The 14,586-nt window shown below is 55.9% G+C and carries 16 protein-coding genes; 9 read left to right on the top strand and 7 right to left on the bottom strand.

Going from position 1 to position 14,586, the window contains the following annotated elements:
* Nucleotides 1-229: 229 nt before the first annotated feature.
* From VH413_14045 to VH413_14025, 5 genes are all read left to right on the top strand, one after another.
* On the top strand, nt 230-388 hold the full coding sequence (locus VH413_14045; protein HEX3799814.1) for a hypothetical protein: 159 nt from the start codon (nt 230-232) through the stop codon (nt 386-388).
* 120 nt (nt 389-508) lie between these two features.
* Nucleotides 509-2,836, top strand: a complete 2,328-nt coding sequence (locus tag VH413_14040) for a heavy metal translocating P-type ATPase (GenBank protein ID HEX3799813.1) — start codon at nt 509-511, stop codon at nt 2,834-2,836.
* Between the two features lie 244 nt (nt 2,837-3,080).
* Nucleotides 3,081-4,487 carry an ROK family protein gene (locus VH413_14035; GenBank protein HEX3799812.1) on the top strand — a complete coding sequence of 469 codons (1,407 nt, stop codon included), beginning with the start codon at nt 3,081-3,083 and terminating at the stop codon, nt 4,485-4,487.
* Nucleotides 4,487-5,344 (top strand): PIG-L family deacetylase, encoded by an 858-nt coding sequence (locus tag VH413_14030; GenBank protein HEX3799811.1) that lies wholly within the window; start codon nt 4,487-4,489, stop codon nt 5,342-5,344. Before VH413_14035 ends, VH413_14030 begins: the two co-directional genes overlap by 1 nt.
* The gene (locus VH413_14025) at nt 5,341-5,808 is read left to right on the top strand and encodes a nucleoside deaminase (protein HEX3799810.1); all 468 of its coding nucleotides are present in this window, start codon (nt 5,341-5,343) and stop codon (nt 5,806-5,808) included. The genes VH413_14030 and VH413_14025 overlap by 4 nt, the downstream gene beginning before the upstream one ends.
* A gap of 470 nt (nt 5,809-6,278) precedes the next feature.
* Here the strand turns inward: VH413_14025 and nadA are convergent, their stop codons facing one another.
* From nadA to VH413_14000, 5 genes are all read right to left on the bottom strand, one after another.
* Entirely contained in the window at nt 6,279-7,316 is a 1,038-nt protein-coding gene (gene nadA / locus VH413_14020) for a quinolinate synthase NadA (GenBank protein ID HEX3799809.1), read from the bottom strand.
* Between the two features lie 492 nt (nt 7,317-7,808).
* A complete protein-coding gene (locus VH413_14015) occupies nt 7,809-8,399 on the bottom strand; it encodes an NAD(P)H-dependent oxidoreductase (GenBank protein ID HEX3799808.1) in 591 nt (196 codons plus the stop codon).
* A gap of 120 nt (nt 8,400-8,519) precedes the next feature.
* The gene (locus VH413_14010) at nt 8,520-8,891 is read right to left on the bottom strand and encodes a hypothetical protein (protein HEX3799807.1); all 372 of its coding nucleotides are present in this window, start codon (nt 8,889-8,891) and stop codon (nt 8,520-8,522) included.
* 268 nt (nt 8,892-9,159) lie between these two features.
* Nucleotides 9,160-10,260, bottom strand: coding sequence for an inorganic phosphate transporter (locus VH413_14005; protein HEX3799806.1), 1,101 nt, complete (start codon nt 10,258-10,260; stop codon nt 9,160-9,162).
* A gap of 4 nt (nt 10,261-10,264) precedes the next feature.
* Complete coding sequence (locus tag VH413_14000; GenBank protein ID HEX3799805.1) at nt 10,265-10,897, bottom strand: DUF47 family protein; 633 nt, start codon at nt 10,895-10,897, stop codon at nt 10,265-10,267.
* Between the two features lie 125 nt (nt 10,898-11,022).
* Between VH413_14000 and ispF the strand changes: the two genes are divergently transcribed.
* Genes ispF through VH413_13980 form a run of 4 tightly spaced genes read left to right on the top strand, consistent with a single transcriptional unit; the run spans nt 11,023 to nt 13,868 of the window.
* The gene (ispF, locus tag VH413_13995; GenBank protein ID HEX3799804.1) at nt 11,023-11,502 is read left to right on the top strand and encodes a 2-C-methyl-D-erythritol 2,4-cyclodiphosphate synthase; all 480 of its coding nucleotides are present in this window, start codon (nt 11,023-11,025) and stop codon (nt 11,500-11,502) included.
* Between the two features lie 5 nt (nt 11,503-11,507).
* Entirely contained in the window at nt 11,508-11,786 is a 279-nt protein-coding gene (locus VH413_13990; GenBank protein HEX3799803.1) for a hypothetical protein, read from the top strand.
* Nucleotides 11,752-12,564 (top strand): gamma-glutamyl-gamma-aminobutyrate hydrolase family protein, encoded by an 813-nt coding sequence (locus VH413_13985; GenBank protein ID HEX3799802.1) that lies wholly within the window; start codon nt 11,752-11,754, stop codon nt 12,562-12,564. The genes VH413_13990 and VH413_13985 overlap by 35 nt, the downstream gene beginning before the upstream one ends.
* The gene (locus tag VH413_13980; GenBank protein HEX3799801.1) at nt 12,561-13,868 is read left to right on the top strand and encodes a sigma-54 dependent transcriptional regulator; all 1,308 of its coding nucleotides are present in this window, start codon (nt 12,561-12,563) and stop codon (nt 13,866-13,868) included. The genes VH413_13985 and VH413_13980 overlap by 4 nt, the downstream gene beginning before the upstream one ends.
* Before the next feature lie 198 nt (nt 13,869-14,066).
* Here the strand turns inward: VH413_13980 and VH413_13975 are convergent, their stop codons facing one another.
* Nucleotides 14,067-14,294: a hypothetical protein gene (locus VH413_13975; protein HEX3799800.1), complete on the bottom strand. Its 228-nt coding sequence runs from the start codon at nt 14,292-14,294 to the stop codon at nt 14,067-14,069.
* Nucleotides 14,291-14,527, bottom strand: coding sequence for a hypothetical protein (locus tag VH413_13970; protein HEX3799799.1), 237 nt, complete (start codon nt 14,525-14,527; stop codon nt 14,291-14,293). Before VH413_13970 ends, VH413_13975 begins: the two co-directional genes overlap by 4 nt.
* Nucleotides 14,528-14,586: the final 59 nt, after the last annotated feature.

The following is a 14,586-nucleotide window of genomic DNA, read 5'->3' as shown; positions in this document are numbered from 1 at the left end:
CGAAAGAACCATTCTGAGATACCAAACCTCACCCACTCGCCCAACGCTTCTCATTAACCCCCAAACTTCAGTTGGGGGAAAAACCGGTGCATACGCAAAAAACGGTTTTCAACCGTTTCCCTAATTACAAATCACCAACCCTGGTTTTGCCGATGCGCCCTTTTCCGGCATCGGCGACCATTTTCGCATTGACAAAACGCCTGCTTTATTGTCTATTTTCTCTCATCTCATGAAAAAGATTATCCTGATTATACTTCTGGCGGCTTTCTCCGGTGCTGTGATGCAAACTGAAGTCCAGGCCGCGCCCCGCGTCACCCAGGTCAAGCTGGTGAAAAAGCACCACAAGCAGCATCATAAAAAGCACGGCCACAAAAAGCACAAAGCTTAATAGCCCGTCAGATATGGCCGCAAGCCATGTCGCATTCATTTTCCGCGCAAAGTCCCTGCCTTTTTGGCGGGGACTTTCTTTTTGTCCAGAATAAGCGAAATTAAACCGGCCTTCGCCACCATGAGCCAGCCGCCAACGCCATCCAAATCCGATACCGATCCCCAATGCCTCGCGCGTTCGGTGGCGAAAGTTCTCGGCGAAGAACCGGCGCTCGAAGCCATCACTTTCAATCACCACCAAAAAACCATTTCCGTCGCCACACTCGGGCAGGTGGACGTCCCCAAAATCACCGAACGCGTCACCGCCACTCTACAAAATACCCGCGGCCCGGATGCCGAACCTTGCGGACTCCTCACCGGCGCCGGTAATTGCGCGACCTGCACCACCCCGCTCACGGCGCAGGAACGCGGAACTGTCACCATTCGCAGCGAAGGCGATGCCACCACCATCGCGCGCGTGACCTGTCCGACCGCCCCCAGCTTCTGGCGCTGGCGCGATATTCCGTGGCCCAAAGTCGTCCAGCGCGACGTCGAATTCATCGAGCCTCACGATCATTTCGACGAATGGAAAGCGCAACTCGCCGCGGCCATTTTGTGCGGCGTGTTCGGCGCGGCAGGATATTTTTTGCAAGGCCAGCCCGCGTCGCTCTATTGCTTTTTGGCCGCGTACCTCGCGGGCGGCTGGTTCACCACCGAGGAAGTTTGGGAAGGCTTGCAGGAGCGCACGATTGACGTGCATTTTCTGATGCTCGCGGTCGCTGCCGGCAGCGCATGTATCGGCGCGTGGGCCGAAGGCGCGACGCTGCTCTTTCTCTTTTCACTGTCCGGCGCGCTCGAACATTTCGCCCTCGGTCGCACCCAACGCGAAATCCGTTCACTCTTCAAGGAAGCCCCCAAAGTCGCCACCGTCCTCGACGCCGCTGGGCACGAAAGCGAAGTTCCGGTCGAGCGCTTGCGCCCCGGCATGCGCTTGCTCATCAAGCCCGGCGCGCAATTTCCCGTGGACGGTGAAATCGCCAAAGGCCAAACCGCCGCCGACGAATCCAATCTCACCGGCGAAGCCGTCGCCGTCGAAAAAGCCACCGGCGATTCCGTTCTCGCCGGCACGCTCAATCTTTGGGGCGCGGTCGAAATCACCGTCACCCGGCTCGCGCGCGAAAGTGCCCTGCAAAAAATCATCCAGCTTATCCGCGAAGCCCAGCAACAAAAAGCCCCCGCGCAACAATTCACCGACAAGTTCAGCGCTTACTACACCTATCTGATTCTTGGAGTTTCGTTCGTCATGTTTTTCGTCTGGTGGAAAGCTTTTGGCCTCGCCGCCTTCACCGGCACCGGCGCGCAACGCAGCGCATTTTATCACACCATGACCCTGCTCGTCGTGGCCTCGCCCTGCGCGCTGGTATTGTCCATCCCCTCGGCGGTGCTCGCGGCGATTGCCTGGGGCGCGCGGCACGGGATTTTATTTCGCGGCGGCGCGGCGGCGGAAAAACTCGCGGGCATCAACATTGTCGCGCTCGACAAAACCGGCACGCTCACCACCGGCGAATTGCGCGTGGAAAAAATCGAGAGCTTCCCGCCGGGCCGCGAAAACGAAGTCGCGCAACTGGCTTTCTCGCTCGAACGTCTTTCCACCCATCCCCTCGCGCGCGCCGTGACCCGCTACGGCAAACGCCAGGGATTCACCCCCGTCGAGTTCGACCGTTTTGAATCTGTGACCGGGCATGGCCTCGAAGCGTCTCGCGGCGAAGTGCTTCACCGCCTTGGCCGCCGCGAATGGCTCGCCGGCGGAATTCATTGCGCGACCATCGCCCAAGTGCCTGCCACGGATGCCGGCTTCGGCGAAGTGTGGCTCAGCGCAGGCGATTTGCTCGGCCGCATTGTTCTGCGCGACGACATTCGCCCGCAGGCGAAATCGGTGATCGAAGAATTGCGCCACGCCGGATTGCGCACCGTCGTCTTGACCGGCGACCGCCGCGCCGCTGCGGAACATTTGAAGTCCGAACTCGATCTCGACGACGTCCGCGCCGAGTTGAAGCCCGAACAAAAAGTCGAAGCCGTTCGCGCGTTGGCCGCCGGTGGACAACGCGTCGCGATGGTCGGCGATGGCGTCAACGACGCGCCCAGTCTCGCGGCGGCGGATGTCGGCGTGGCGATGGGCGCACGCGGTTCGGATGCCGCGCTCGAACAAGCCGAAGTTGTCCTCATGCATGACAAGCTGGAAAATTTCCTGGCCGCCTTCCGCCTCAGCCAGCGCACCCGCCGCGTGATCCGCCAAAATCTCGTGATCTCGCTGGGCACCGTCGTCGTCCTCGTTTGTCTCGCAATGCTCGGAAAAATTCCACTCACCCTCGGCGTCGTCGGCCACGAAGGCAGCACCGTCGTCGTCGTGATGAACAGTTTAAGATTGCTGATCGGCAGCGGCGAGAAACGCCCGCAAGTTGCCGATTAATATATTCCACCGCATCCGCACATTCCAAAGTTTCCCCTCCCTCTCCTGCAACGCAGTTGCGGGGGAGGGCCTGGGGAGGGGGTTCGCAAATGGAAAGCTTCAACCCTAAGTCTATACCATCTGGCACGAGATAAACAGCCTCATCGTGATTACGTGTTCACAACCTCAAAATAATTTTTATTCCCGCCTCGCAGGATTCAACTCTTGAACTCGCCGCGTTTCTACTTTAAAACGGCAGCCACTGATGAACAATAATCATGGCCTCCCGTTAGTCGCTCCGCGAGTTACTCCCGTTCTCGACCCCGCCTTCCGTCCCGCGATCTTGGCCAACCGCGCCTTCCGCGAACTCGCGCGCGCCACCGGCGAAGCCGTGCCCGTCGAACTCGCCCTTGAGCAAGCCGACGGTTCCATCTTCCGTTTCAAAACCGTCGCGCTGCCCGACACCCATCCGAACGCGCCCGGCAATATTGTTCACCTCGAGCGCATGGTGAAATTTCTCCTCTGGTCGCGCGGCGGTTTTCGCATTTATTTCAACGGCCCCAAATCTCTCGGCGAAGCCTTGCAAAAACATTATCGCGAAACACCCACCGGCAAGTTCGATTCCGAAATCATCGGCTCGCGCATTTATGATAAACCGATTGAAGTCGTGATCACTTCGAATCTTCCGCCCGAACGCGCTAACACGACCCCGCTGGGCCGCCATCTCGACGGCTGCCGCATCGGTTTTGATCTCGGCGGCAGTGATCGCAAAGTCGCCGCGGTCGTGGACGGAAAAGTTTTGTTCAGCGAAGAAGTCGTTTGGGACCCCGTCAAGCAAACCGACCCGCAATATCATTACGACGGCGTGATGCACTCGCTGAAACTCGCCGCGAAACATCTGCCGCGCGTGGATGCCATCGGCGGCAGTTCGGCGGGTGTGTATGTGAACAACCGCGTGAAAGTGGCGTCGCTCTTTCGCGGAATCGCGCCCGATATTTTCAACCAGCGCGTGAAGGAAATGTTTTTGGAAATCCAAAAAGAGTGGAGCAACATTCCCTTCGAGATCGTGAACGATGGCGAAGTCACCGCGCTCGCGGGCTCGATGTCCCTTGGCGAAAACGGCGTGCTCGGCATCGCGCTCGGCACCAGCACCGCCGGCGGTTATGTGAACATGGAAGGCAATATTACCTCGTGGCTGAACGAGCTTGCCTTCATGCCGATTGATTATAATCCCGCCGCGCCGGTGGATGAATGGTCGGGCGATTACGGCTGCGGCGTGCAATATTTTTCGCAACAGGGCGTGGGACGGTTGCTCGGCGTCGCGGGTATCGAAACCGATTCGTCGCTCGGCTTTCCCGAAAAATTGAAACACGTCCAGGTGTTGATGGCCAGGGGCGATTATCGCGCGGAAAAAATTTATCAAACCATCGGCACGTATCTCGGCTACGCGCTCGCGCACTACTCGGATTTTTACGATTTCAAACACATCCTCATTCTCGGCCGCGTGACCACCGGCAGAGGCGGCGATGTGATCATCGCGGGCGCGAAGGAAGTTTTGAAAATCGAATTCCCCGAACTCGCGGCCAAAATCAAATTTCAAATTCCCGACGAAACCGACAAGCGCCACGGCCAGGCCATCGCCGCCGCCAGCCTTCCCACGATCAAAAAATAATGAACCCGTACCATCAACTCGTTTCGGACTATGCGCGAATGACGCGCGAAGGAAAATCGTTCCCGCTCGGCAAATTTCCGCGCTGCCCGCGGCCCGACGTCGCCGCCGATGCCCCCAAGGTCCTGATCTTTTCGCCGCACCCCGACGATGAAGTCATCATCGGCGGCATCGCGCTGCGATTGTTGCGCGAAGCGAAATGGAACGTCATCAACATCGCCGTGACGCAAGGCAGCAAACCCGAACGTCAGGCCGGTCGCCTCGCGGAACTGAAAGCCTGTTGCGACTGCATCGGTTTCGGTTTGGAGCAGACCGCGCCGACCGGTTTGGAGCGCATCTATGTGAAGACGCGCGAACAGGAGCCCGCGTTCTGGCAAAAATCGGTGAAGGTGATCGCCGATATTCTCGCGCAACATCAGCCGCACGTGATTTTGGTTCCGCATGACCGCGACTGGAACAGTTCGCACATCGGCACGCATTTTCTGGTGATGGATGCGCTGGCAATGCTGCCGAAAAGTTTTGATTGCTACGTCGTCGAGACGGAATTTTGGGGTGCGATGTGGTCGCCGAATCTGATGGTGGAAATCAGCCCGCAGGATTTGGGCGATCTCATCACGGCGCTGACGTTTCACGAAGTTGAGGTGAAGCGCAACCCATATCATCTCTCGCTGCCCGCGTGGATGCAGGACAACGTGCGGCGCGGCGGCGAATTGGTGGGCGGGCAGGGCGGCGCGGCGCCGGACTTTGTTTTCTCGACGTTGTATGGCTTGAAACGCTGGCGCGAAGGGAAGTTGGAAAAAACCTACGAAGGTGGAAAAATGATTTCATGCAATCAAAACCCGGCGGAGTTATTCCCATGAAAAGCGCGTTCATGAAAGCAGCGATCCGCATCTCGCTCCAGATGATGCGGCGCAATGCCGGCGGCCCTTTCGGCGCGGTGGTGGTGAAGAACGGCCGCGTGGTCGGACGCGGCTGGAACCAGGTCACCTCGACGAACGACCCGACGGCCCATGCCGAAATGGTCGCCATCCGCGACGCCTGCCGCCGCTTGAAAACTTTTCAGTTGGACGACTGCGAACTCTACACCAGTTGCGAGCCCTGTCCGATGTGCCTCTCCGCTATGTACTGGTCGCGCTTGAAAAAAGTTTATTATGGCAACACCCGCGAAGACGCCGCCGCCATCGAATTCGACGACGATTTTATTTACCGGGAAATTCCGCGCCCCATTTCAGAACGCAAACTGCCGATGAAACAGTTATTGCACAAGGAAGCCCTCGCGGCGTTCACCGAGTGGAAGAACAAGCCGGATAAGATTCGGTATTAGGCCCATCAGAATCCTAAAAATAAGATGAGCGACAAAATTTTTTGTTGGAAATGGTGAGAGTCCTAACCGGTATGATGAGCTATTCGGATGCAGCGGTTGAAATTTTACGCCAATTTTCCCCAGTAACCATAACTGCAAAGACTTCTCATTAACCCCCAACTTCAGTTGGGGGAACCCTCGTCAAAACCGCTCACCTCTATATCGAGCGAAGCGAGGCGAGCCCAGGCGAGCATCCTCTTATCACCCGCGCTAGTGTCAAAAAGTGCCCGATTTATACTCGCTCAACCTTTGCCAAAAAGTGATCGCTATACCCATTTTTTCGCAACTTGTCGTAATCAACGCGACTGTATTTCTTTTCGATTTTCTGTTTCACTGCGCGCAAAGTTGATTGGTGGCTTGATCCAGTAACGCCGCCTCAGTTTTTTCAGCTTTGAAAGCCATTGAATAAAAAAAGATTCGATGGTTGTAAATTATCCCGCGTTCTCCAGCGGCCTCGCGGAAATTTCCAGCATGCGCTCAATCGGCAGGCGCGCGCGTTGGATGATCTCAGCGGGCAGCTCGATTTGCGGCGCGAGATTTTTCATGCAGTCGCGCACTTTTTCGAGCGTATTCATCTTCATGTATTTGCACTCGCTACAGCGGCAGTTGTCCGTCGGCGCGCGCATCACGTCAAACACCGGCGCGCAAATAAATTCCTTGTCGGGACATTCGCGCTGCATGCGATGGATGATGCCCGATTCCGTGACGATGATGAATTTCCGCGCGTCGCTGTGCTTGCAATAATCAATCATCTTTTCCGTCGAGCAAACAACGTTGGCAAGGTCGCGCACTTCGCGCATGCTTTCAGGATGAACAATCACTTTGGCGTCGGGATATTGCCCGATCAATTTCGTCAGCGCATCGGCGCGATATTCCACATGCGCATAACAATTTCCGCGCCACAAAGTCATCGGGCGCCCGGTCTGTTCCATGACCCACGCGCCGAGATTTTCGTCCGGCACGAAAAGCAAATCGCGGTCCTTCGGCGAGGCATTCACGATTTTTACCGCATTGCCACTGGTGCAAATCACATCGCTGAGCGCTTTCACTTCCGCGCTGCAATTAATGTAAGTGACCGTGTAGAAATTCGGATTGGTGGCTTGCAGCGCCGCGAGTTTTGGCGCGGGACAGCTTTGTTCGAGTGAACAACCAGCATCTTTGTCCGGCAAAATAACGACCTTGTTCGGGTTCAAAATCTTCGCCGTTTCCGCCATGAAATGCACGCCGCAGAACACGATGACATCCGCGCTGGTCTTCGCCGCTTGCTGCGAAAGCCCAAGGGAATCGCCAACGAAATCCGCAACATCCTGGATTTCCGGGACTTGATAATTATGCGCGAGAATGACGGCGTTGAGTTTTTTCTTGAGCGCAAAAATCTCCTGCGAAAGCGGATCAAACTGCGCGCGCGGCATCGGTGCGCGAACCTTCAACAAATCCCCGCGAACCTGAAATTCAGCCAAATCAATCATGGGCACAATTTAACGCGGCTGAGGAAGCGCCGCAAGGCAAGTCGGAAGGGGCGCATCCGCGTACTGCCCTCAAAAGCCAGGGTGGCGCTGCCGCGCCGCCGAAGTCCCGCAGGGACGAAAGATCTTAGCCCAGCCATTTATGGCTGGGTTTTAATTCGCTTCTGATTCAAGTCCCGCCAGGGACGAAAGAATTTGATGAAAATGAACACGGCGTAAACCCGGATGATTTCAGAAATATTTCTTTCGTCCCGGCTGGACTGCGGCGGCGTTGGCAGGGCTTAACCTCGGGTGGCCGTGTCAAGATGCGCACGTTGAAAGTTTTAAGTTTTAAGTTTTCAGTTCGGAAAAATATTTTGCTGGCCACTCGCTCCCAGCTTGAAAATCACCCAGCGCCTCACTTCCCTCTCCCCGCGACCGCGCGGGGAGAGGGCTAGGGAGAGGGGCAGCTTTAAAGAATTTCTAAAAACATTCCCTCACATTCCGCACAACCGCTCACCGATGCCGCGCAAGAAAACCCGGCTCAGTCCCGCGCAAGTCCGCGCGCCGCTGATGGGCAAGAAGCTGGCCATAGACGCGCGTATCGCGCACAAGCATTTCGAGGCGGTGCTTGAAAGTTTCGCTGATGATTTGGCCGTCCTTCACATCGTGCCCGTCAACAAAAGCGACGCCGTACGGCAGCACCCACGCGTAACACTGGCGCGCGACCGTGCGGAGTTGGTCGGTGGCAGTGAGGCCCTTTTCGTGCGAGGCGACCAGGATCGCAAAAAGTTTTCCGGCGAACTCGCGCCAGAAATGGTCGAGAAAATTTTTCGTCGCGCCGCTGATGCTGCCGTGATAATCCGGCGTGCCGACGAGGATGACATCCGCCTGTTCCACGCGCGCGCGCAACGCGGAATAAGCCGGGCCTTCGTGCGCCGTGTCGGGATTATAAAGCGCGAGCGGTTCCTGCGCGAAATCGAGAATGTCCACAATGCAACCCGCAGCTTGAAATTGCCGGGCGGCATTCTGGATCACGCAGCGCGTGACGGATTCGCGATGGAGGCTGCCGACGACCGCAAGAATTTTCAGAGCTGGTTCTGACATGGCCGGAACTTAGCGCAAGTCGGCGGGAGAGGCAATGCTCGGTGGAATGGGATTATATTGCCAATGTGTTCAACACATTGACCGGGGAAGCTGTGAACACCACGAAGGACAGCACCAAAATTAAAAAGGTTTTTGCGTCCGGATTACAATTCCGTCTCGATTAAAAACAATCACATAATCTTCACTGGTGGGCGTGAATAATCCGTGTTGAAAAAAACCTCCGTGGAGCAAATCTTCAAAAGCCTCCGAAAGACTTCTTCGACTTGAAAATGCCCATGCTTCATTTCCGCCGAATTTCAATAGCACGAGAACACCTGAGAATTTAGCATCTGGCTGGCCGACGCGGCTTATTACTTCGCTTTTTGTTGCTCCAGGTCGTATTTGAGCGAAACGCTTATTAAATTTCTTCGGCCATGACGCTACTAATAACGCGGCGAGAATGATAAAGCTGCAAATCACAATCGCCGAGAATTTCGTAATCGCGCGAGGCATAAAATTAAAAATATCTAAAATCTCACAGAATCTTTACCTCTTTATTTTCTTGCGAGGACAGTTCAGTTATCTGCTCCGAATCCACAATTCCTTGACGGCAACCGCGCGGATTTAAGAACCAATTGTCAACCGGTGCAAGTAGTTGTTTGCTTGAAAATCGTGATACGCATCGTTACGCGTTGTGTAAGAACAGCGGAATCTATGGTCGCTCTTTATCAGAGGATTCAACGGCCATAGACCGCCGCTACAAAGGCAGGAAATCTGCCGGTCAAACCACCCAACCAGCAACTTGCATCGCCCAAACCATGCCGTAAGCAATGGCACCCGAAACCGGAATCGTGAAAATCCACGCCCACACCATGCGCTCCACCACGTTCCATTTGATCGCGTTGAAACGCTTCGCGCAACCCACGCCCATGATGGAGGCGGAAATATTATGCGTCGTCGAAACCGGAATGCCAAAGTAAGACGCCGCCGCAATCACCGTCGCGGAACTCGCCTCCGCCGCGAAGCCATTGATCGGATGCAGCTTCACCATTTTGTGGCCGAGCGTCTTGATGATGCGCCAGCCGCCGACGGCCGTTCCCGAGGCCATCGTCAGCGCGCACGTCACCTTGATCCAAAGCGCAATTTCCAGTGAACCGCCAGCCGGTGGTTCCGGCGTATCCAGAAAGGAAAGGAATCCCGGCAAGTGCGCGAAAGTCCCGGCCTTCGTCGCGCCCAGCAGCACCAGCGCAATGATACCCATCGTCTTTTGCGCGTCGTTCGTGCCGTGCATAAAACCCATCGCGCCCGCGCTGAACATTTGTGCCTTGCCGAAGAACGCGTTGACGCGCGAAGGCCGGCGGTTGCGCAGACAAATATAGAGCGCGGCCATGATCGCAAAACCAAGGATGAATCCAAGCGCCGGCGAGAAAAACATCGGCACGATCACTTTCCACAACAGCCCCCCGCCTTTGTACCAATGCTCGTGATTGGGCTCCGACCAGATGATCGCGTGCCAATTATTATGCGACGCCGCCAGGCCCGCTCCGCACAACGCGCCGATCAGCGCATGGCTCGAACTCGAAGGCAACCCCAGCCACCACGTGAGCAAGTTCCAAAGGATCGCGCCGATTAAAGTGCAGATGAGAATGTCCGAAGTCATCGTGACTATCCTCGAATCAACGAGGCCGCCCGTGATGGTCTTGGCGACGGCGGTTCCCCACATCGCGCCGACGAGGTTGGTGACCGCCGCCAGCACGACCGCCTGGCGCGGCGTCAGGACCTTGGTCGAGACGACCGTGGCGATGGAGTTGGCGGTGTCATGAAATCCGTTGATGTATTCGAAAACCAACGCAATGACGATGACGGTCAGGACGAGCGTCATGGCATCAGGAGTTTTTCAAAATGATCGCGGCGATGATATTGCCGACGTCGCGGCAACGATCTATGACCTTTTCCAGCACTTCATAAAGGTCCTTCAAAACGATGACTTTGATGGGGTCATCGTGTTTGGCATTGAGCAAACCGCGGAGCAGTTCGATGACGGTCTTGTCGGCCTCGCCTTCGAGATATTGCAGCTTGTCATTGAGCGCCATTATTTTCTCAAGCGACGCCCCCTGGCGAAGGCTTTTGACCATCTGGCAAACCGTGTCGGTCGCTTGTTCAAGCAAATTCACCTGCTTGGAAAAATCCACGCCCTGAGCATACTGCGGCGCGAGCAACAGGCGCTCGCCAAATTTCTCGACCGTCTTGGGAATGCGATAAAGCGCATGCGAAAGACTCTCGATGTCTTCGCGTTCGAGCGCAGTGACAAAAGTATTATAGACCGCCTCGGTGATCTTCGCGCGAATCTGCTTCTCCTTGCGCCGCGCCTGGATGAATTCGTAGAGCAAGGTGGTTTGCTCGGGGTTTTTGTTCAGCTTGACGAGCGCCTGGACGCTGGCACGCGCTTCTTCCGCGCTGGCTTCAAGCAGGTCAAAGAACATGTCTTCTTTGCCGAGCAATTTTTGAAGTGAAAACATAGGTTGGCGTCATGTTGCCCAAAATCGGAAAAAGCGCACGAACATTATTGTTACGTTTTTAGCCGCGTGCGGGCGATCAACAAAATTGCTTGGTGCAATGTTCCACCGAATATATGTTAAGCCGAATGGTTCATGTAGGAATAGGTTATGATGTCCATCAACTGGTGGCCGGTCGCAAGCTCATCATCGGCGGCGTGGAGATCCCGCACACGAAGGGGCTCGACGGCCATTCGGACGCCGACGTGCTCATGCATGCCATCTGCGATGCCGTCCTCGGCGCGCTTGGCGAGGTGGACATCGGCCACTTTTTTCCGAACACCGATCCACGCTGGAAAGGCGCGCCCAGCAAAGTGTTTTTGCAGGAAGCCGCGCGCCAGGCGAAAACCCGTTCGGCCCGCATCGTGAACATTGACGCCACCATGATCGCGCAGGAACCCAAATTATTTCCGCACATCGCGAACATGAAAAACAACATCGCCGCCGCGCTGGGCATTGATGCGACCCGTGTGGGCATCAAGGCGACCACCAATGAAATGATGGGCTTCGTCGGCCGCGGCGAAGGCATCGCCGCAATGGCCGTGGCGAGCGTGGATCGTCCCGAATAATCATCATGGGAGCCAAAGCTGAAATCAGTTGGAAACGCGTGAATGACGAAGGCGAAAAAATGCTTTTGTATGCGCAACACGTGGGAACCCAGTGGAAATTTTTTATTCGCGACCGCCGTTTTGAGCAATGGCAGCCGCTGGCCGACCCGCCGCTCGAAGATTGGCTGGAACTTTTGGATGCCGTCCGCCGTCGTATTGGTCGGCGGTTGCAGCGCCCCGAAGAAGAGCAGCGCCTGAAAAGAACGATCAATGAAAAATTCCCCGCGCACAAAATCGAAGACTAGAAACAAAAACGAGCGGCCGCCGCTGATTCTAGTTTCGCCGAACACGGAAGTGAAAGGCGAAGAATTTGGCGACATGTCCATCAGCCTTTCGGAGACTTATATGCGCGCCGTCATGGCGGCGGGCGGCGTCCCATTGGTGCTGCCGGGATTGGCGTCGCCGGAAATCGTGGCCGAATGCGTGGCGCAGTGCGATGGCGTGCTTTTCTCTGGCGGCGACGACATCAATCCGAAGCTCTATACAAAATCCTTATCGCCGAAGTTGCGAAAGACGGTGAACATCGAAAAAGGCGAACGCGATTTGCGCGAGTTGATATTGGTGGACGAAGTGTTTAAACAACGCAAACCGGTGCTGGGAATTTGCCGCGGGCATCAGATCATAAACGTCGCGCTCGGCGGCACGCTGGTGGTGGATATTCCCAGCCAGGTCAAGGGTGCTTTGAACCATCGCCAAATGGAGCGCAAAAGCGAGGTCGTGCATGAAGCACGGTTGACAGAGGATTCATTGCTTGCCAAGATTACGGGGAAGCAGCGCCTGGGTGTGAACAGCACACATCATCAAGCCATCGGCCGCGTCGCCAAGCCGCTGAAGGTCACGGCTGTAAGCGATGATGGCGTGGTGGAAGCAACGGAATTGCAGAGCGACTCCGCCCATTTGCTGCCGTATTTTATGACCGTGCAGTTTCATCCTGAGCGTCTGGCGCCCCGGTATCCGGAGCATCAGGAAGTATTCAATAGTTTTACCCGGGCGTGTGTCGCAAATCGCAATCGTAAAATATGAAGGCAAATATCCTGGTCCTGGACGACGATTCGGAAATCCGCGAATTGCTCTCACAAGTGTTGCAGCGCAGCAATTACACAGTCCACCAGGTGAAGGACGCCGCCGGGCTCAAGGAAACCTACGGCCGTTTCCAGCCGGACGTGGTGTTGCTGGATTATAAATTGCCCGATGCCACCGGCCTCGACCTGCTCCCGCTCATCAAGAAAGAATGGCCCGAGGCGGAAGTCATCATGCTCACCGGCCACGCGACCTATGATGTCGCCGTGGAAGCCACTAAGCGCGGCGCATTTCACTTTGCAGAAAAGCCGTTCGACCCCGAGAGCCTGCTGAACCTCATCAAGCGCGCGCTGGAAATCCGTTCCTTACGCGAAGCCGTCTCGACCGCGAATTCCATTTTCCAATGTGAGGCGATGAAAGCCGTCGTGCGCACCGTGCGCCGCGTCGCGCCGAGCGATGTTTCGATTTTGATCACCGGCGAAAGCGGCACGGGCAAGGAAGTCATCGCCGATCTCGTCCACACCGCGAGCGGGCGTTCCGCTGGGCCGTTGATCAAGATCAACTGCGCCGCACTGCCGCGCGAATTGATCGAGAGTGAATTGTTCGGCTCCGTCAAAGGCGCCTTCACCGGCGCGAACAGCGACCGCGAAGGGTTGTTTCGCCAGGCCGAAGGCGGTACGCTGCTGCTGGACGAACTGTCCGAAATGCCGATTGATACGCAGAGCAAATTGCTGCGCGTGCTCCAGGAAAAGGAAGTGCGCCCGGTCGGCGGGCGGACCAGTTACAAGACGGATTGCCGCATCATTGCCGCGACCAATCGCAAGCCGGAAGAGGCGATCCGTGATGGCAAGCTGCGCGAGGATTTGTTTTACCGCATCAGCGCGGTATCGGTGCATCTGCCGCCCTTGCGCGAGCGCCGCGAAGACATTCTGCCGCTGGCGATGTCGTTCCTGAAGCGGTTTTCCTCACAGGCGAATCGTGACATCACGGGATTTTCTGACGAAGCGGCGGAGCGGTTGCGTTCGTTCGACTGGCCGGGCAACGTGCGCCAGTTGCAGAACGAAGTCCAGCGCGCGGTGCTTTTGAGCGAAGGCAAAGTGATTGAAGGCGTTGACTTGTCCATCACTTCCGCCAGCAACGAAGCCAGCGGTGACACAAGTTTTACGCTGCTGGAAGGCGTTGAACGCAATACCATCGTGCAGATGCTCAAGGAAACCGGCGGCAATAAATTGGAAACGGCCAAGCGTTTGGGCATTGGCCGGCAGACACTTTATAATAAGATCAAGGCTTACGGGATCGAGACGTAACCGGATTAGATACTCAAGGGTTTTGCGGACAGGTTTAGACCTGTTCCACCAACAAACCGGGCGCGAGCAAGTCAAAATCGTTGCGATCCAGGGTCAGCAATTCGTTCGCGCCTGATTTAACTGCTGCGAGTGCGTGCAAATAATCATGCACACGCCCGCCTCTCACGCCTCGCTGCCGGGCCTTTGAAAGACCGGCAATCACTTCATCGCTGGAAAGATCACAAATTGAATGCACTCGGCAATTTGCTTGACGACTTTAGCCGCCGCCGCGGCGTCCATGCGAATATGGGCTTTACCTGTAAGCACTGAAAACACTTCGGCGAGAGTGTGCGTACGAGTGAGTCCACCCTCTCTCACCAACCGTTCGTGAAGTTGATCATCCAATATTGCTTTTACAAGCGCGGAAGAATCCCAATACGCTTTCATCGGGAATCCCGGTCTGCCCGGATAGCCGCGATTATTTCTTTCCGGCTCATTTTAACCGGCCATTTATAGGAACCATCCTTGCGTTTAATTGGATTTACGATCGGAACATCGGTGGGCTGTAATTCAACCAAATTAAAGTGGCCTGAACCGCTATTCACGAGTTGAAAAACGGTTCCTGGTTTTACATCCGGCAATTTTACCCGGCTGCGATTGTCCGCTTTGAGCGTAATCATATGAGGACTATCCTCCGATTAGCGATTTTTTTCAACCGGTTTCGGGATATTGCATGTCG

This window comes from Verrucomicrobiia bacterium, assembly GCA_036268055.1.
Lineage (GTDB): Bacteria > Verrucomicrobiota > Verrucomicrobiia > Limisphaerales > Pedosphaeraceae > DATAUW01.
Note: the sequence above shows the minus strand (reverse complement) of the source record. Positions and strands in the feature narration are given on the sequence as shown.